Source organism: Nostoc sp. DSM 114160 (assembly GCF_053470305.1).
In genome coordinates, this window is sequence record NZ_JBPFGO010000001.1 from 2,235,707 (window position 1) to 2,253,539 (window position 17,833).

Here is a 17,833-nt window from a genome sequence, read left to right on the forward strand (position 1 = left end):
TCGCCTGCTTTATCCCACTGCAAATTCTGTCAGCTTTCGCATATAAGGAGGCTGATAAGCCAGCACTATATCTTGCTTAGGAATACCATACTCTATTAATTCATTAGCCACGCCAATCTCAGTCCCATCATACTGAATCCAAATCTTACCATCTCGAATATCTAGATGAATTAAACAGCCATAAACTCGACGACGATTTTCCCACCCCGTATTCACAACTTGATAATGATCCTGTTGCACATCAAAAATAGTTTGTCGTTCGATTTCACCATAGGCAGGTTTAATCTGAGCATAAATTGTCAAAACTTGCTGGATGATTTGTCTATACTCCGCTAGTTTATCCATTGTACAATTACCTCATTTTCCGGGTCAAATACTAGCAGTTTCAATTGATATTCATGAATACTCAGTTGTGGCAACTGCCGTGAGAAAAAATCTTCATAAGTTGTTAGCAAAACTGCTAAATAGAGAACTCGCTCTGGTTCTTTTAGTTTTAGTGCAACTCGATAATTTAAATATTGTCCTAAAGCTGTATGAAACTCGGAAATCGCAGAAGGTGCAACAAAACTCTTGATTGCTACAGCAATTCTTTCGTCTTGTTTTTGGGCAGCAATTAACCGTTATGCACCCAGATCAATTTGCAATTGTCCATCTGCTAAATCAATAGACAGTGGATCGTGTGTAATTGTCCAGCCATCTTTTTGCAATGCTAATCTAACTAAATTATGAAAAATATCTCTTGCAGACATTCATTAAAATTTTAAGTGTAATAACTCGAAAATTTTATAGTCTAAACTTTCATCATATTCTAGCTCTCAGGCAGCAGTTGGAGCGATCGCTTTATCCTACAAAACATTCCGTAACTCTTGAATTGTATTTGCTACAACAATTCTGCGTAAAATCTCTTTCAATTGCCCTAAGTCAGAAATTTGCGAAATTTGTGACATCAACTCCAAACCATCGCTACCAAATTTCGCCTCTAAACTTGTTTCGATGCTAGAGATTATTCCACGTACTTCTCCTTCTGCTTCTCCTCGTGCTTGTCCCTCACGTAAAATTTCTTCATACCAAGGTGACTCTCTTAAGACTGTCATATCCCACCTCATGATTTCCTGAACTAAAGTACTTTCTAATACAAAGGTTGCAAAAAATGCCAGAACTGTCTCAAGTTGATTTAATTGCTCGTCAGCACGCAACATTCGCAATGCTTCCCTAATTGTAGACTCGTTTTCTCCGCCTTTGAGAATTGGTACAAAGGGAAGCAGTGAAGGTAACGGTGTCTCAAAAGCAATATTTACGTCAACTTCCCAGAGATTGATTACGCGGTAATCTTGAATTGCTCTTAAACCAATAAAATTGGATGCAAAGCTTGTAGATATTTCGCTGTTGCTGATTTTGAGAATGTTAATCAGTACAGGGTAGGTTTGTAGTTTATATTTCTCTTCCGCAAGAGCCGCATAAGCACGCATCCGACGCGGCATTTCTAATGTGTAGCGTAATTGTAACTCATTGAGGATAAGAAATTTTCCGTATTGGGGACTTTCAGCCGGAATTACAACATCGCTTTGTCGGCTAATCCATTGGAATTCTGTATTTAAGATTTCGCCTGTAACAATGTCGGGAATTCCTGTCACCCATTTTGCCCAATTATTTGGTGCAAGGCTGATTAATTTTTTAGTACTAATATCGACAGCTTTGTTCATCAAAAAAATAGATGCGATCGCCCTAAATCAAACCCAGTAAATCTGAGGATAATCGCTTCGCCTTATCCTACCGTAAATTGTGTCAACTTTTAGCCATGATCTAAGGTGCTAACCTGGCTTTACCTAGACGCTGCTTTTCATACCATTGTGCGATCGCAGGTGCCCAATCTTCAAAATGAGGCCACATCAGTTCACACAACTTTTGAATTTCCAATTGAGCATCTTTCTTATTTCTCAGGTCACAAAAATGCAAGAAAGACCTTAAATTGAAACTAACTACAAAATGCTGGCGATAGTCAAAAGGTACTTTACCTCTGGCGTGTTCTTCAGACATTCCACCCTCAAAATCAGCTTTATATCGTTTAGCTGCTTCTAAACACCACTCCAAATCTGCTGCTCGTTGCTCTGGTGAATAGTGATACTTTTTGCCTTGTCTATCAGTGTAATAACCAACAGGACGTAGATAAAAAACATCTTCTATGTCTTTCTTACCTTCTACTACGTCAATAAATTGGTTGCCTGTGTACCTAAAAGATTGTACATCAAATGATACAGAAACGCGATGAGTCCGCGCCTGCTGCATCACACTGTGGGGAAAGTAGCCACAGTTGAAAACAATTTGGGGATGCTCTAAAGGCCCATAGTGTCCCCTCTCACCCGCTAAAAGCCGCTTAACAATAACTTCGCCGCTTTGTGACTCAGAAGGCCAGGAGTCGCGCTCATCAAACACAAACCCATCAGTATAATCCTGGTGCATCGCGGCATAAATCACCTGCTGCGGGTTTGGTGTTTTGGCAATAACCTCTACTCGAAATCGATGCATTAGCTGTTGGTGACTGGGATTGCTTAGACAGAGTACTTAGACATGGCTTTGAACTCGATTCATCATCATATCTCTTCTCTGGCTTGGACTTCTACTCGATTAGATGAAGATACTTTACAAATTTTAATAAATTTGTTACAGTTATTTACATAAACAGAAGACAGGTAAAAACCCATGCGTACAAGCACTGCTATTATTGATGACCAAGGAAAACTGAACAACTTTGCGATCGAGCCAAAAGTATATATAGATGAACAAGGCGATCGCACTGGTTTCACTCCTTATGCAGAAATGCTCAACGGTCGTTTAGCAATGATTGGTTTTGTCTCTCTGATAGCATTAGAAGTATTCACAGGACACGGTATTGTTGGTGTTTTGGCAAATCTGTAAAAACTAATTTATTTAACATAACTCTCAACAAATGTAAGAGACGGTAAATTTACCGTCTCTTATTTTATGGAAAACTTAGTGCTAGAGTGAAAATATACTGATAACAAAAACCGTTAGTTATCAGCGTAAAAATATTGGGTGAACTATGGCTTTAGTTACTTCAACTATGTTGCCGCTAGGCACTAAAGCGCCAGATTTTAATCTACCGGAAGTAGTATCTGGAAAGGCAACTTCACTTTCTACCTTTGCAGATAAAAAAGCACTATTGGTAATGTTTATTTGTCGGCATTGCCCGTTTGTAAAACACGTCCAACAAGAATTAGTGCAGTTAGGAAGAGATTATTTTACAAGTGATTTAGCGATCGTTGCTATTAGTGCTAACGATGCAAAAAATTACCCAGATGATGCGCCAGAGTCGTTACAAGCATTTGCAACAGAACAAGGGTTTAATTTTACTTTATGCTACGACGAGAGCCAAGAAACGGCGAAGGCTTACACAGCAGCTTGCACGCCAGATTTTTTTGTATTTGATGACCAACGCCAACTTGTTTATCGGGGACAATTAGATGATAGTCGTCCCAGTAACGGTAAACCTGTAACAGGTGCAGATTTACGCGCAGCCATTGAAGCAGTGCTAGCGGGTAAACCTGTTACGAGCGAGCAAAAGCCGAGTGTTGGTTGCAATATTAAATGGAAACCAGGAAACCAACCCAGTTATTTTGGTTAAGAGGGATTGGGCATGGGGCATTGGGCATTGGGCATTGGGCATTGGGAGTGCTGAGTGCTGTACATGGATAGCGGGGCGTTTAGCCCGTGCTGAGTTAGGAGTTAGGAGTTAGGAGTTTTGTTTATCTCCTTGTCTCCCTTGTCTCCCTCATCTCCCTTGTCTCCCTCATCTCCCTTGTCTCCCTACTGCCCACGATTATTAATGTTTAATTTCCAAATTCAGTATGTAGCATCCTAATTGGACTTTTTCTGCCCACAATTCATATTCCAGCCGCAAATTCTCTGGTAAAGGATGTCCGTTGAGAGTTAGGCTACGAGTAAAATTTCGTAAACGAATCGGATCGTTAGGTTGCAATGACTCAGTTGGCAACCAATAGCGACTAATGCCATAAACACCCTGTTCCCAAAAGTGACGATAACTCACTTGAGCGTTACCTTGCATAGTCATGATGACTCGGTAAGGTGAAATCTCCAGCCACAATATTCTGGGACTGTTAGGGGCGTAAGCTTTGCTCTTGCTTTGAGGAAGTGTGTCTTCTGGACTGATGACACTCTCTACTTCGCAGCTAATTAAAGGCGGTGCGGTCATCAGTAAATGAAATCGATCGGTATCTTTTTGATACAATGTCGCGGCAGTTTCGACAACAGACCAGATCGGTAGGTCAGTGGAAATAAGTGATAAGCACACGGGCTTGCGGTGATGGGTCAGCATGGGAGCGATAAGGGCTAAAAGCTATTGAACAAAGTGAAATGAACACTCTAGCTGTCTAATAAGTCGGGCTAAGAAACTAAATAGTAAAGCAGGCTTAATATTAATGAATCCGTTGATTTGTTAATAAGCTACACAAATCTGGATGAAACAGGTAGAATGTCAGCTTACACAGTAAAAATGGTACTTTTATCTAGAAAGAGCTAATTCGTAAGTAAAGCTTGTAAATATTCTAAGGCTATAGCCTCAAAACAGTGGTAGTCGTTTTAGATGCTAAAAACCTTCTTCAGGGAGACTTACCGTAGATTGGAGTAAGTTTCATACAGCCAAAAGCAATAGGATACTAGGAAGGAAGTGACCAGAAGCGACAAACTAAGTCGCTGATGAACTTCCGGTGTATTCAAATGCCAGTGTATCCTAATGTCGGCTTCTGTTATATCCGTAGAAACTCACGAAAACCTTTCTCACTAAAATATTGCTGAGTAAAAAGTAAAATTCATTGACTCAGCAATATTTTGGTCTGCCCAATGCGCAATACGGTTCGGTTAAAGGGGAAAGGGAATAAAAAACCTTTAACCGCAAACCCATTTCCCTTTTGCCCAAACCCTATTCTGAGTTCAAAATGCTTATCCGAACCGTATTGGCCTATTGCGCGTCTTGCAGAGAAGAAAGAGCAAAGATTTCCATTTCAAAGCAGCAAAATATGAGTAACTGTGTGAAGCGAAAGTTTCATGTACGGTTTCAGTTTAGGAAGCAAGAGAAACCTATCCCCCAGACCAAAAGAGAGATTGTTGGGTTTATCCGAAAAGTGTTGATACCCGATTGAGTCGATTTTAATAAGCAAAAAGGCATATTGCTTTCTCATTTCGGTAGATTTAGCAAGCAAAAAGACATATTGCTTTCTCAAAATGCTTAATTGCTTTCTCATTTCGGTATATCGCGCATTCATTTCAGTAGATTCAGCAAACAAAAAGGCATATTGCTTTCTCAAAATGCTTGATTGCTTTCTCATTTCGGTAGATTTAGCAAGCAAAAAGACATATTGCTTTCTCAAAAGCTTGATTGCTTTCTCATTTCGGTATATCGCGCATTAATTACGACATTGCTATGTAACAAAAAGCATTAGAGAATTGCTGGAGTTTTCTCAAGCCGATCGATACGGAAGTTTTTTAAAGTAAAGAATATTAACCGTACTGTATTACAAGGTTCATATCATGGCTCGGAGAAAAAGAACCTCTCAGGTGTTAGAAAAAGCAGTGCGTCGTGCTGCAAGCATCAACTCAATCGATCCGAATTTAAATCTAGGCAATGGACTTACCCTACCGTCCTTCTCAACCCTAATTGAGACAATGCGAACTAGAGAAAATCTATATAACGAATGGCACTAAGAAAAGCTCTAAGCTATACAGGATAGGCGCTACAGATTTCAAAGCTATTAAGCAGTGTGGCGACGGGGCAGGCGATTGTTCTTGATGAAGTGTTGCGATCGCTAATGAAGTTTGCTCCCGGCGTAACCGCCCGCCTTGTTGGGATGCCTGCGGCGGTAAACTACGCTATGGTTGACTCCAGACAGTGCAAAAATGTACGGGTTGTCCAAAAAAATTTTAGGTAGGAAAAGCTTACTCGTTCATGAAATACTTTCCTTGAGACGAGCAAGCAAACATCATAAATACTACTGTGACACTACGAGTACAAATCCTCAAGGATAAATTTAGCCAAAGTTTGGGACTACCGTTTAAAGAACTATTGCCAGAGTCTGTGATAAGACTTGCAATCTCGGAGCTAAAAATTAAATACAAAAAACGGTTGTTTGACCCATTCGTAACTTTATGGGCATTTTTATCTCAAGTATTAGATACAGACAAAACTTGTAATAATGCTGTGAGTAAAATAATTGCACATTTGGCTGAGTCAGAAGTAGAAGTTCCCTCAACAGATACGAGTGCTTACTGCCAAGCACGGGCAAGATTACCAGAAAAATTGTTAGAAAAAGTTTTCAATTATTCAGCACAAAAACTGGAAGAGAAAGTAACCCAAGAACATCTATGGTGTGGTCGAAATATTTTGGTGATAGACGGCTCGACGGTCTCTATGCCTGACACTGTAGAAAACCAAAAAGAATACCCACAACCCAGTAGTCAAAAGCCGGAATGTGGATTCCCAATTGCCAAAATTGGTGTGATATTCAGTTTATTAACGGGAGCTGCCGTTGCCTTGTGCATAGATGTTCTGAACACTCATGATATTAAATTAGCAAGAATTCTGTACAGTTTTCTCAAACCTAATGATGTGCTTGTAGGGGATAGAGCTTTTTGTGCTTACGCCGATATGTTTAGTATCAAAAAGTTTAATTGTGATGCCGTGTTTCGTAAACATCAATCTCGCACAACAACTATGCGAAAAGGTAAAATTGTTGGAGATTGCAACAAATTAGTTACTTGGTATAAGCCGAAAACTTGCCCAAAAGGATTGGATAAAGATGAATTTAATGCTTTACCTCCTTCCATAACTGTGCGAGAGATTTACTATTATATTGTTATTCCTGGTTTTCGGACTCAACAAGTTAGCTTAATTACCACTCTTTTAGATGGATCTTCTTATTCTACTCTGGCAATTGTTGGGCTTTACGGACAACGCTGGGATGTTGAACTAAATTTAAGACATCTCAAAACTACCTTGGGTATGGATATTCTGCGATGTAAAACACCTTCGATGATCCGCAAAGAAATTTACGTTTATTTGCTGGCTTACAATCTACTTCGTAGCTTAATGTGGTCGGCTGGAACTACTTATACTACCTCTCCAAATCGCCTATCACTGCAAGGTACTCGCCACCATTTAATTAACTTTATTCCCTCTCTTATAGCAGCAACTTCTCAAAAACGGCACCAAATTTATCGCACTTTACTCAAAGTTATTGCTCACAAGGCTGTTCCTGACCGCCCAGCTAGAAATCAACCACGAGTCCGTAAACGTCGCCCCAAAGCCTACCCCTTAATGACCAAACCCCGGCATGAATTACGCAAACAATTGCAAACTGCTTAATTGATAAGCGTTTCCGCTTTTCTTAGTGCCATTCATCTATATAACACTGCTCTTTCCAACCTGGATAAGTTGTACCATGAAATGCTCCAAACAGAGCGCGAGCTGGCAGATATGGCAGAGCATATGCTCTTAGGAGTTGCCACTCAGTATGGTAAAAGTAGTGTGGAGTATGGTATGGCGGGAGGTGTTCCAAAAAACCAGCGTCGCAAGGGACTGCGAGGCGAATCACCTGTTTCTAATTTAGAGCAACCGTCATTTATTGCCAGTGCGAACGGTAACGGCAGCAAAAATGGCAACCACAATGGAAACAAAGCAGCAAGGGCAAGTTAACTTGTATTAAAAAGCCCACGAATTCATCCGTGGGCTTTATAGCTTGAGCATTTTTTTGAGAATCGCTATAGGCTGAAGCTTCATAAAAAATCATTCTGATTTATTCTTATTCATTACTGATGCCATTGCACCTGTGAACAAGTCATGAGTGTTACAGGCTGGTACTTATTTGGGAATACTTTTATAGGAGTGATAAAAAAGGCGATCGCACTAACACTTTCAATTCAAACGTACTACGTCACTTTACAATCACTCTTATTTTACAAAAAAGACGTATCAATACTTACTAATCTACCAGGAGCAAGCAATATGGCATTTACTGAAGATATTACCAAGCTATCTGAACAAGTCCGTAAGCGGGCTGACCAAGTTATTGGTGAAGAATCTACCAAGATGGCACTGATTGTTCCTTTTTTGAGTGTTCTTGGCTACGATGTCTACGATCCTAGTGAAGTAATACCGGAATACGTGGCAGATTTTGCTATCAAAAAAGCAGGGCAGTTTGAAAAGGTAGATTACGCCTTAGCTATTAACGGTACTAAAGTTATGCTCGTAGAAGCAAAAGCCCGTGGTCAAAAAGCTGAGGCACATGATGGACAATTGAGCAGATATTTTAATGCACTTTCGACAACAAAAGTAGCTATCGTCACCAACGGTATTGAATACCGTTTTTTTACAGACTTGCGTGAAACAAATGTCATGGACAAGGAGCCATTTTTTACTTTTAACATCCTGGAATGTGATACTAAAGATATTGATAACCTCAAATTCTTTCACCGTGATAATTTTGAGGTTACAGCTATTACCAACCATGCTGAGGAAATGGTTTATGTAAAAGGCATGACTCAACTTCTAGGAAATCTTTTACGTTCTCCTTCTGAAGAATTTGTTCGCTTTTTAGTGACTGAACTTGGTACAGTTGCTCCTAGTTATGAAATTAAAGGTCGAATTACTGGTAAAATTATTGATAAATTCAAACCAATTGTTAAAAAGTCGATTCAGGGAAGTTTAGTAGAGTTAATGACTCGCTCACTTACTCCAGTAATAGATCAGCCTGTTGAACCTCCAATAGACATAGATATTGAAGCAGGGGATATACAACCAGATCCTCAAGAATCAAAAGTAGTAACAACTGCTGAAGAAATCGAAGCTTTTGAAAAAATTAAAGCAATTACGCAAACCTCAACGAGTTACAATTATCAACTCCAATACAAAGATACTGTTTCATACTTTGGTATCAATCTTGTTGGCAAAAGTACTTGGTGGTTTCTGCGGCTGTATCTATCTTCGCAGAAAAAAAGTTTTGTTACTCGACTAAGTGTAGATGAAGTAAAGTCGCTAGCTTCAAACTTTGAAGTGCAGGAAGTAACAGCTTCTTTGGGAGATGCCGCATCAAAAGTAATTATTTCCTCTATCAGTGATTTAGATAAGCTGACATCACTGATTCTCAGATGTTACGAGGTAGAAGCAGCCAAGCATCAAACATTGACTCCAGACTTAATTAGAATGGAGAGATCAGCTTAACTCAAGATATCTACTACAAAACTACACCTAAGCAACTATCTCCGATTTTTGCCTGCTAACAAATTAGCGATCGCACTACTAATTGGTTGACATATTGGTAATCATTGGCTTGAAAAAGGACAAAAAAAAGTGGCTCTGCAATAGCAGAACCACCAAAGCTTTCGCAAATCTGTTATGAGTTAACGAACTGCCCCTTGAGCAGAAACAGTATCAATCGGTTTCATCAGGTACAGCCGCAATAACTGCCAGCCGTTGGAGATGTAAAGCGGCAGTTTTTGGAAGAATTGCAAGAATTTGGGAGTGTTGGAGTTAGCGATCGCACCCAACTTCTCATTATTGCTTATACAAACATCCAACCGCTCATAAAACTCTGGATTCTCTACATCCAGCATCAGTGGGAATACCCGACCCTGCGTTTTCGTTGGTCTTCTTAATTACATGGATATCGTATTCTCGTGCATCTAATCCAAGGGTGGCATAAAAGTCCTTGCGTTGGATGTCATTGAGATACATTGTCGCAAACACCGACAACAGGAAGAACCGACTCCACAGCCGTGCTTTCCAATCATTCAACATTTGCGGCTGAGATTTCATCACTGCATCAAAGAAATCGCCGTGACGGTTTTCATCTTGACACCAGTTTTCAAAGAACCGGAAGATTGGATAAACCCGGTCTTCAGGATGTGCTTCTAAATGGCGATAAATGGTGATGTAGCGCCAATAACCGATCTTCTCAGAAAGATAAGTAGCGTAGAAGATAAATTTCGGTTTAAAGAAGGTATAACTGCGACTCTTAGTCAAAAATCCTAAATCTAGGGACAGATTAAAGTCCGACAAAGCTTTGTTCAAAAAGCCAGCGTGACGCGCTTCATCCCGTGACATCAGGTTAAAACACTCAGCTAAGACGGGGTTTTTGCCTTTCAAGCGACGACCAAGTTCTTTATACAGCAAAAAGCCAGAAAACTCTGCCGTACAAGAACGTTCTAGAAATTCAACGAACAACTTGCGAGTTTCCCCGTCAATATGATCCCAGGATTGTTCAAACTCGGCATCCCGAACAAAGTGGTGGCGGTTGTAGTCAGTTCGGAACTCTTCGAGAATGGCTTGTAACTCGTCTTCATTGACGGAGATATCCATCCGGGCCATTTCATCAAAATCGGTAGTATAAAACCGAGGTGTTAACAGGGTTTCTTTTGCCGGGACTTTAATCCCTGGCCGGATTTCTTCAAAGCCTGGTTTTTTGAGGGAATCTACCATGTCTTGATTTCTCTTTCGTCTTTATTATCTTAAGTAGACCTTTCGGGTGACGTTCCTACGTCTCTACCGCCACGGTAACGGCAGTTTCTCATGGGGAGCCAGTGCGTTGGGCGGTTGTGCCGACTTGTACCCCTCCGGGGAAGCAAGCTACGCGTAGCGTCTCCCCTTGGGAGAAGCAACTGGCGTGGAAACTCCGTTGGCGCTAGCCTCTCCCTTTGGGAAAAGACCGGACTGCCTCACCAGAAATTTTCTGGCAAACCGTAACAGCCCACAATAATCCAATTGTATAAAGTTCAGTCTACCAAGGTGCGGGTGAGAAATTTCTAAGCAAAACATTAAGAGTTGCAACAATCATTCCATATTTGCGGAATCAAAAATCGCGGATTGGTAGTCAAATAAATATAGTTCAGCAAGCAGCATTATCTCGTTTAAGTGGAGTAGCACTTACCTCTTGATTCTCAAAGCACTACTATCTCAGTAATTTTCTGTGGTTGTTACTACAATAAATTCATGGGGTTCTATTAATACGTTGGGCAGCTTAAAATTAACAATCCATGAGTAGCATAATTACTAGAAAAATCTAAGTATTTTAGTTATTTTTTGCACCTTTCTCAATCATTCTAGATTAGACAATGGCGACAACTTTAAATCAGAACAGCAGTGTCTATTACGAAAATTGTTAGAAAGCAACTGGTGCAAAATGTAAGTCTAGCTATTAGCACTTAGTATAAAAAACAGTCAAAAAAACCATCTTAAACAACAAGAGTAAATCCAAAAGGTTGAAAACAAGATGAATCTTGAAAACAATCAGCAGCAGAAAGACCGACTTCTTGTCTCTTATATCTTGTGTGCAGTCGGATTTATCGGGGTAGGAGGATTGCAGCGTTTCTACAATGGCAAGATCGGAACTGGTTTGTTATGGCTGTTGACTGGTGGCGTGTTTGGTATAGGGCAGTTCGTGGATTTATTCTTTATCCCCAACATGGTAGACGAATACGAACATAACTTGAGATTAAAAGCGGGTGTATCTCCCTTTGGTGTGCCGTTGAATCAAGCAGTAGTTGCTTCTCAAGTCCACCGACCAACAGGCAACCAACTGATGGTGAAACTGATTGAAGCGGCGGAAAGCAAGGGTGGTATTTTAACTGTTACTCAAGGCGTAAAGTTTACAGGAGCCAGCTTTGCTGAAGTGGAAGCTACTCTCAAAGAGATGTACAAATCGGGTTATGTAAAAATTGATAACGACCCCAATACTGGAGCCGTTACCTACCATTTCCACGAACTTTAATTATTATTTGTCATTTGTCATTTGTCCTTTGTCCTTTGTTAAAAACCAATGACCAATGACCAATGACCAATGACTAATTTCTACCTAACCACTTTTGACCGTCCAAGCGCTGAACTAAGCCATATACCAACAAATCGAGGGTAATTTTGCGCTCATCGATTAAGAATGACTCAAGAGTGCTAGGTTTTTTGCCTTCATTACAGGAAAATCCCTTTTTGCCTTGAATATCTTCATCGGGGAAATACAGGTTAAACTGACGCTTACCAATTTCTGACCAACTGCCAATAATTTGCCAGCATTCTTCAGCAGATTCAAAGCCAGTGATTGGCATCTTCTGCTTGGCAAAAGACACCTGTAAATCTTTGACACCTTTTTGAGCGATCGCTTTTTGTAAAGCTGGCAAGTAGTCTTGCTCAATGAACTCTACAAATGGCTTATTTTCAACAGCTGGGGCTTTTTCCTTTTTAGGGGCTTTAGCGGCGGGTTTTTCTTCTGTTGCGTCGTCGGCGGGTTTTTCTGCTTTTGCGGCTTTAGCGGCGGCGGGTTTTTCTCGCTTGGGTGATGCAGCAGCTGGTTTGGCAGCGTTGGGATTATCTTCGGGGTTTGCGGCTTCAGGATCTGGCGCGTTGGCAGTAGGAATATCTGTGGCTTCGGATGAGTCTGTACTAGGAGCGTGTTCTTCAGCTACACTGGGAGCTTGCTTGTCAACAGTGCTGGGAGCTACTTCTCCCGCTTGATTGTGATTGGTTGGGTCTGCCATTGCTCAGGTCAATCCTTTAATCTAGCTTTGGGAGCGATCGCTCACCTTGATGTATCGGGTACTCTTATTTTGACATACTACTACCGCTGTGCAGAATGGTTAAGGTAAGAGACGCGATAAAAAATCACCGTCTCTACAATAATCAGTCTTTCGTCTTGACAGCGATTCATCGCGTCTTTGCGATCCTCGATCGCAGTCAAAGGCGTTGGCATTGATTGTGGAATCAAGTAACTCACAGTCAATGGTAAGAATATTTACATGATTGTCTGGATAGACGCCAGCATTATTAGACCTCTTGCAAAAGTAACTTTTGCACTCTTGGGGGAAAGGGACTCATCTTTATTGGGAAAAGGGTTTTTATGAGCCGCTTTCCCTTTTTCCCCAAACCCAATTCCCCACAATGCCAATAAGTCTATCGATCAAAACGTCTAACCGAGCAATCTTTTGGTACAGGGTTTTTACTACTTCATTGATAGAGCGTGATTAATTTAAATTTCTATACAGTATCTGCTTAATGCCTTCAAGAATCTACAACAGAAATGATGCGTTTGTAGCGTTTACGCTCTGTTGACCACTTGTGACATGCTTGTGTAACTATTTGTCTGTCTTGTTGTGATAAGAGCTCATCTGGTTGACTGTAAGCTAAGATTTGTGCTGCTTTTCGAGCTTGTTCGTATTCCACACCGTATTTGACTAGTTCCGTATGAAATATTTTTTCTTTTTCCTCGACTGATATCAAAGAATTTTGCTGCATAAACTTAGGTTTAAAAGGTTGTTGTCAAATTACATCTAACCTCTTCTACAATCTCTGTTGTTCTCTCGCCGGAGTGATTCAACAACCAGAGCAAAATAATTTTTGATTTTAAATATTACAAATATTAAAGTTTTTTAACTCTAGCTTAAGAATTTGAGAAAAATACTGGCAATAACATATAGGACTCGTATTTGATTGCGTGAAAAAAACTCAGTACACATTTATTCCCTATTCCCTATTCCCTGTTCCCTGTTCCCTGTCCCCTGCTATACCTTAGCGCTTCTAAAATTCTTTTCTAGCCAAAGTTGGATGAATTGGGCAACTAAGAAACTTTCGGTTGATGCCACAGCGCTAACTTCAACTCGGAGCAGTAGCAACCCCCAGCACTAATTTGTGGCTCGTGGTCAGCTAGCCAATCATAAATTTGTGCAGCTTGCGCTAATGCCACCTGCTCATTGCGATAAAGGCGAGGGCTAGGGCAGAAGACTTGGCCATTGATGTGTACAGCTGCAATCTGCCAGTAGTCGCTGCCTTCTCCCTCTGGCATCACTTCTAAAAACCCGCTATTTTTTGGCTCGATTATTCCAATGTTCATCATCATAAATAATTTTGAATTAAGTAAGTCGGCGCAAATAAAGTTAACTAGTGTTCGCGCAGCGTCTCCTTCAGGAGAGGGTTGTCCTTTGTCATTTGTCCTTGGTCATTTGTTTAGGAATGTTAGCAAGGGCAGGAGGACGCACTAAAAAAAGTTTATTGACTTCAAAAAAAGCACGCTCGAAGGTGTCAGGATTGGTAAAGTTGAAGGGGACGCACTGAATATTGTTACCTAAGAGGTGTTTAGCCTTGTTTGGATTTCTAACTCCAGCACAGATATTACAATCGTGGGATTGCAGTAAACTCAGAACTTCTTGACCGACATTGCCAGTAGCACCCGTGACTAAAATTTTCAGCACGATCGGCGATTCTTGTTAGAGCATACTGAAATTTTAGCCATCAATAACACTTTCAGTACAAATAAACCTCGTCTACCTTGAAAACCGTAGTTTTGTAGGTTGGGTGCAGCGATAGCGTAACCCAACATAAAATTTAGTGGTAATGTTGGGTTGCGTTTCACTCCACCCAACCTACAAAAATATATTTTTTAAAAAACTCTAGGTTTCAACATAGATGAGGTTTAATAAGCATTTATTGCTTAAATAGCCCTGCTTTTAAAAAGTAAATTTTTTGCTTGCGAGGAACTGACCTTTTAGCGATCGCGATCTGTGCCTAAAAAATCACGCCATCCACTCAGTCCACTGTGGGGCATCTGTCACCAATTGAGCAAATTTGTCCGTGTCAACATCCTCAAACTCCAGTATCACGCTTCACCGCTCATCAATCGTCAGGGTACAGAGTAATTCTTTAACCGCATTAACCCCGTATTCAACCCGTTCCACTACTAACTGATGGCATTCGCCACCTTGCGATCGTGTTCTTCATCGATGGCAATACCAGCCGCCTTCATCCAGCGAGAAGCACTTTCATCACCACCGTTGCCCAAAGGAATAATCGTATTGCCTATTTCTTCAAGTAGCGATAACTTCGTTAAGCTTCGCTACCAAATATCATACAAATCCGAATAAAGAGATTGAAATGGGAAACCTAAGCGTATCGGCTCGAAAATCATGTAGTGATGAATCAAACGCTCGGCGATCGCCCCATTTTACTTGAATCCAATTCTCAACACAGTGATGACTTTAGTTTGTCACAGATGGTCGATCTGATTGCTGATATATTCGGCATTCATATCAAGCCACACTATCAAGATAGATTAAAGAAAAATCTTTTAACTCGCATCCGGGCGCTGGGATTATGCTCGCTCAATGATTATTATCAGTTCTTGGTGGCAAGAAATCAATTAGTTCCTGGTGCGACAGAGTGGCAAGAACTAATCTCTTTACTCACTGTCACTGAAACTTATTTTTTTCGGGATGAGGGGCAGATGTCGCTGCTCAAAAATCAGCTGCTCCCAGAGTTAATCGAGCGCAAACGAAAGCTTAGTTTAACTCAGTACAACGCTGCTAATGGAGAATTTTATCGGCCGACATTACGCCTTTGGAGTGCCGGGTGTTCGACTGGTGAAGAAGCTTACTCACTTGCCATTCTGGTGAAGGAACTAATCCCTGACAATCAGACATGGGACATTCTGATTTTAGGCACAGATATTAATCAACCCGCGATCGCCCTGGCTCAACAAGGAATTTACAGCGATTGGTCTTTTCGGACAACCACTGAAGAAATCAAAAATCGCTACTTTCAATCCCACAAAAAAGGTTGGAAAATCGATCCTGCTATTCAAGCAATGGTTACATTTCAACCTGGAAACCTGATGCAGGATAACTTTCTTGCTTACGCGTCTAGCATTCACGATTTCGATTTGATTGTTTGCCGCAATGTGTTTATTTATTTTGACTTCAGGGCGATCGCCCAAGTTATAGACAAGTTTTACTGCTCTCTGGCACCGGGAGGGTTTCTGCTCACAGGACACACGGAATTACACGGGCAAAAAACTGAACCGTTTCAAATCAAAAATTTTCCACAATCTGCGGTTTATCAAAGGCATAGCTTACTCAAGGAGCAGAGCAAAGTCTTGAATACCATAACACCTGCTGCCATTGAAAGCAGGGAAACCGAAATTTTTTACCCCTCTCTCCCCAGCTTGGAGACGGACTTGGACGCGAGCGCCAACACTCAAACTCTTTTAGATGCAGCCCAGGAATCGCTAATTCAAGAAGCTTATGCCGATGTCATTCAAATAGCCCAACAACTGATTGCTGTTGCCCCCCAACACTTTCAAGCATATTGTTTGATGGCAGAAGCTTACGCGAATTTTGGCGATTACTCCCAGGCGAATCAGGCGTGTCAGCAGGCACTCCAGATCAGCCCATTGGCGATCGAACCTTATCATTTGTTGGCTCAAATCGCCGAAGAGCAGGGAGATCGCGACAGTGCCAAATTATTCTTAAAACGTATTATTTATCTCGCTCCTAATTCTGTTACTGCTCACCTGGAATTGGGTTCTATATACGAACGAGAGGGAAATGAAAAACAGGCTCAAAAAACCTGGCGATCGCTTCTAGAAATTTTGCAAAATCTACCTCAAGAAGCGGTCGATTCCCATAATCAGCAAACCACTGCTCAACTAAAAGCACACGTTCTTAAGCACTTAAATTCAACTAGTTATGAGCCATGAATCTTATTTAATGTTTAAACTCAATCATTCACGCTATGGCATTTCGGCTACAGCCGTGCAAGAACTCTTCTTTCTGCCAGAAGTGACTGCGATCGCCAAAACTTCCAGCACAATTTTAGGCGTGATTAATCTGCGAGGAAAGTTTCTCCCCGTGATGGATTTATATCGCCTTGTAGAACAAGCACGTCCCCCTTTTCAATTGACTGACAGCATGATTGTCGTGGAGTGGCAAACTCAACGACTCGGAATCATCGTCAATCAAGTGGATAGCGTGCAAGCGATCGCACTCGATCGGATCGCTGCCGATGTTTGCGATCGATCGAAAGAGAGTTTGCCGGATAGATTGGTGACTGGTATTGCCAACCTTGAGGACGGCATCGTTACATTGCTCAATCCCGAACTGTTGATGCAACACGCTTTTATAGAGTCTGATTTTAACAACGGCTCAGTCAATGACGCACTAAAACACCCCTCTGATTCAGCCCTAAATCAAGGCTTATACGCTCATTTCGATTCCCAGGAGCGACAGATTTTGCAAGAGCGAACTGAAACTCTGCGGTGTTCGATTGATGACGAGGATTCGGCATCGCTTTTGCCTCTAGCAGTTGTGGGGTTGGCGGGTGAGTACTTTGGGTTTGGCTTAGAAACGGTGCATGAGTTTACCGAGATTCACAAGATTACCCCAATTCCCTGCTGTCCGCCGCACATTGTTGGCAACATCAACTTGCGGGGCGAAATTGTCACCTTAATTAACATCAATAATGTAGTCGATCTGCCCATGAATGGGGTGCGATTGCATCAGCAAGCCGTTGTCGTGCGTCTGGATCGACGAGTGGCGGGCATTGCCGTCGATGACATTTTTGATGTGACGTATATTCATCCCTCCCAAATGACCGCGCCTCCAATTGCCTTGAATTCTGCCAAAGACGACTATCTCCAAGGTGTCGCACCTTATCGCGATCGGATGATGAGCATTATCAATTTGTCTAAATTGCTTACTTCAGAGGTGTTGGTTGTTAATGAAGAAGTCTAACGCTTTCGTGACGCAAGCGGGGGAAAGGGGCAGGGGAGCAGGGGAGCAGGGGAGCAGGGGAGCAGGGGGCAGGGGGCAGGGAGCAGGGGGCAGGGGGCAGGGGGCAGGGAGCAGGGAGCAGGGGGCAGGGAAAAGAAAAGCTTTTAACCCAAACCCAGTAACTTTTCCCAAAGCCCAATTTCAAGTTAAAAATACTTAACTAAACAGTATTGCGGTATACACACAAATCTCTTAATCTGCACCTTTGTTACATCGACCT

Annotated in this window: 20 protein-coding genes and 3 pseudogenes; 11 read left to right on the forward strand and 12 right to left on the reverse strand. The window is 41.5% G+C overall.

Annotation, left to right across the window (positions count from 1 at the left end):
* Nucleotides 1-9 precede the first annotated feature (9 nt).
* From NSTCB13_RS10085 to thyX, 4 genes and pseudogenes are all read right to left on the reverse strand, one after another.
* Complete coding sequence (locus NSTCB13_RS10085) at nt 10-345, reverse strand: element excision factor XisI family protein (protein WP_448272206.1); 336 nt, start codon at nt 343-345, stop codon at nt 10-12.
* Nucleotides 333-749 (reverse strand): annotated as a pseudogene (locus NSTCB13_RS10090) (XisH family protein). The gene NSTCB13_RS10085 and the pseudogene NSTCB13_RS10090 overlap by 13 nt, the downstream one beginning before the upstream one ends.
* 96 nt (nt 750-845) lie before the next feature.
* Nucleotides 846-1,703 (reverse strand): Rpn family recombination-promoting nuclease/putative transposase, encoded by an 858-nt coding sequence (locus NSTCB13_RS10095; protein ID WP_448272208.1) that lies wholly within the window; start codon nt 1,701-1,703, stop codon nt 846-848.
* Between the two features lie 100 nt (nt 1,704-1,803).
* Complete coding sequence (thyX, locus tag NSTCB13_RS10100; RefSeq protein WP_448272210.1) at nt 1,804-2,526, reverse strand: FAD-dependent thymidylate synthase; 723 nt, start codon at nt 2,524-2,526, stop codon at nt 1,804-1,806.
* A gap of 174 nt (nt 2,527-2,700) precedes the next feature.
* On the opposite strand from thyX, the gene NSTCB13_RS10105 reads away from it, so the two are divergent.
* Both NSTCB13_RS10105 and NSTCB13_RS10110 read left to right on the forward strand, forming a co-directional pair.
* Complete coding sequence (locus tag NSTCB13_RS10105; protein WP_114083012.1) at nt 2,701-2,916, forward strand: chlorophyll a/b-binding protein; 216 nt, start codon at nt 2,701-2,703, stop codon at nt 2,914-2,916.
* Between the two features lie 145 nt (nt 2,917-3,061).
* The gene (locus NSTCB13_RS10110; RefSeq protein WP_448272211.1) at nt 3,062-3,643 is read left to right on the forward strand and encodes a thioredoxin family protein; all 582 of its coding nucleotides are present in this window, start codon (nt 3,062-3,064) and stop codon (nt 3,641-3,643) included.
* Between the two features lie 198 nt (nt 3,644-3,841).
* Here NSTCB13_RS10110 and NSTCB13_RS10115 read toward each other — a convergent pair whose 3' ends face one another.
* Nucleotides 3,842-4,354 carry a hypothetical protein gene (locus tag NSTCB13_RS10115; protein ID WP_094348271.1) on the reverse strand — a complete coding sequence of 171 codons (513 nt, stop codon included), beginning with the start codon at nt 4,352-4,354 and terminating at the stop codon, nt 3,842-3,844.
* A 685-nt stretch (nt 4,355-5,039) separates the two neighbouring features.
* The gene (locus NSTCB13_RS10120; RefSeq protein WP_448272212.1) at nt 5,040-5,384 is read right to left on the reverse strand and encodes a hypothetical protein; all 345 of its coding nucleotides are present in this window, start codon (nt 5,382-5,384) and stop codon (nt 5,040-5,042) included.
* Nucleotides 5,385-5,565: 181 nt separating this feature from the next.
* Here NSTCB13_RS10120 and NSTCB13_RS10125 point away from each other — a divergent pair, with 181 nt between their 5' ends.
* The 5 genes and pseudogenes from NSTCB13_RS10125 to NSTCB13_RS10145 all read left to right on the forward strand — a co-directional run bounded on the left by NSTCB13_RS10125 (nt 5,566) and on the right by NSTCB13_RS10145 (nt 9,250).
* Entirely contained in the window at nt 5,566-5,739 is a 174-nt protein-coding gene (locus NSTCB13_RS10125) for a hypothetical protein (protein WP_448273244.1), read from the forward strand.
* 56 nt (nt 5,740-5,795) lie between these two features.
* Complete coding sequence (locus tag NSTCB13_RS10130; RefSeq protein WP_292705164.1) at nt 5,796-5,963, forward strand: hypothetical protein; 168 nt, start codon at nt 5,796-5,798, stop codon at nt 5,961-5,963.
* Nucleotides 5,964-6,028: 65 nt separating this feature from the next.
* A complete protein-coding gene (locus tag NSTCB13_RS10135) occupies nt 6,029-7,396 on the forward strand; it encodes an IS4 family transposase (RefSeq protein ID WP_448272213.1) in 1,368 nt (455 codons plus the stop codon).
* Nucleotides 7,397-7,435: 39 nt separating this feature from the next.
* Nucleotides 7,436-7,726, forward strand: a pseudogene (locus tag NSTCB13_RS10140) (hypothetical protein); the annotation flags it as partial.
* 309 nt (nt 7,727-8,035) lie between these two features.
* On the forward strand, nt 8,036-9,250 hold the full coding sequence (locus NSTCB13_RS10145) for a type I restriction endonuclease (protein ID WP_448272215.1): 1,215 nt from the start codon (nt 8,036-8,038) through the stop codon (nt 9,248-9,250).
* Between the two features lie 179 nt (nt 9,251-9,429).
* Here the strand turns inward: NSTCB13_RS10145 and acsF are convergent.
* Nucleotides 9,430-10,507 (reverse strand): annotated as a pseudogene (gene acsF, locus NSTCB13_RS10150) (magnesium-protoporphyrin IX monomethyl ester (oxidative) cyclase).
* A gap of 790 nt (nt 10,508-11,297) precedes the next feature.
* Here acsF and NSTCB13_RS10155 point away from each other — a divergent pair.
* Nucleotides 11,298-11,795 carry a TM2 domain-containing protein gene (locus NSTCB13_RS10155; protein WP_448272217.1) on the forward strand — a complete coding sequence of 166 codons (498 nt, stop codon included), beginning with the start codon at nt 11,298-11,300 and terminating at the stop codon, nt 11,793-11,795.
* A gap of 73 nt (nt 11,796-11,868) precedes the next feature.
* Here the strand turns inward: NSTCB13_RS10155 and NSTCB13_RS10160 are convergent, their stop codons facing one another.
* The 5 genes from NSTCB13_RS10160 to NSTCB13_RS10180 all read right to left on the reverse strand — a co-directional run bounded on the left by NSTCB13_RS10160 (nt 11,869) and on the right by NSTCB13_RS10180 (nt 14,262).
* Nucleotides 11,869-12,555: a DUF2996 domain-containing protein gene (locus tag NSTCB13_RS10160; RefSeq protein WP_448272219.1), complete on the reverse strand. Its 687-nt coding sequence runs from the start codon at nt 12,553-12,555 to the stop codon at nt 11,869-11,871.
* 80 nt (nt 12,556-12,635) lie between these two features.
* The gene (locus tag NSTCB13_RS10165) at nt 12,636-12,791 is read right to left on the reverse strand and encodes a hypothetical protein (RefSeq protein WP_448269624.1); all 156 of its coding nucleotides are present in this window, start codon (nt 12,789-12,791) and stop codon (nt 12,636-12,638) included.
* A gap of 284 nt (nt 12,792-13,075) precedes the next feature.
* Nucleotides 13,076-13,294 (reverse strand): hypothetical protein, encoded by a 219-nt coding sequence (locus NSTCB13_RS10170; RefSeq protein ID WP_448272221.1) that lies wholly within the window; start codon nt 13,292-13,294, stop codon nt 13,076-13,078.
* Nucleotides 13,295-13,631: 337 nt separating this feature from the next.
* The gene (locus tag NSTCB13_RS10175) at nt 13,632-13,904 is read right to left on the reverse strand and encodes a hypothetical protein (RefSeq protein ID WP_445632258.1); all 273 of its coding nucleotides are present in this window, start codon (nt 13,902-13,904) and stop codon (nt 13,632-13,634) included.
* A gap of 91 nt (nt 13,905-13,995) precedes the next feature.
* A complete protein-coding gene (locus tag NSTCB13_RS10180; protein ID WP_448269626.1) occupies nt 13,996-14,262 on the reverse strand; it encodes an NAD(P)H-binding protein in 267 nt (88 codons plus the stop codon).
* Nucleotides 14,263-14,571: 309 nt separating this feature from the next.
* Between NSTCB13_RS10180 and NSTCB13_RS10185 the strand changes: the two genes are divergently transcribed.
* From NSTCB13_RS10185 to NSTCB13_RS10195, 3 genes are all read left to right on the forward strand, one after another.
* A complete protein-coding gene (locus NSTCB13_RS10185) occupies nt 14,572-14,706 on the forward strand; it encodes a hypothetical protein (RefSeq protein WP_448272223.1) in 135 nt (44 codons plus the stop codon).
* 275 nt (nt 14,707-14,981) lie between these two features.
* Entirely contained in the window at nt 14,982-16,541 is a 1,560-nt protein-coding gene (locus tag NSTCB13_RS10190) for a CheR family methyltransferase (RefSeq protein WP_448272224.1), read from the forward strand.
* On the forward strand, nt 16,531-17,574 hold the full coding sequence (locus NSTCB13_RS10195; RefSeq protein ID WP_448272226.1) for a chemotaxis protein CheW: 1,044 nt from the start codon (nt 16,531-16,533) through the stop codon (nt 17,572-17,574). The genes NSTCB13_RS10190 and NSTCB13_RS10195 overlap by 11 nt, the downstream gene beginning before the upstream one ends.
* The last annotated feature ends 259 nt before the right edge of the window (nt 17,575-17,833 follow it).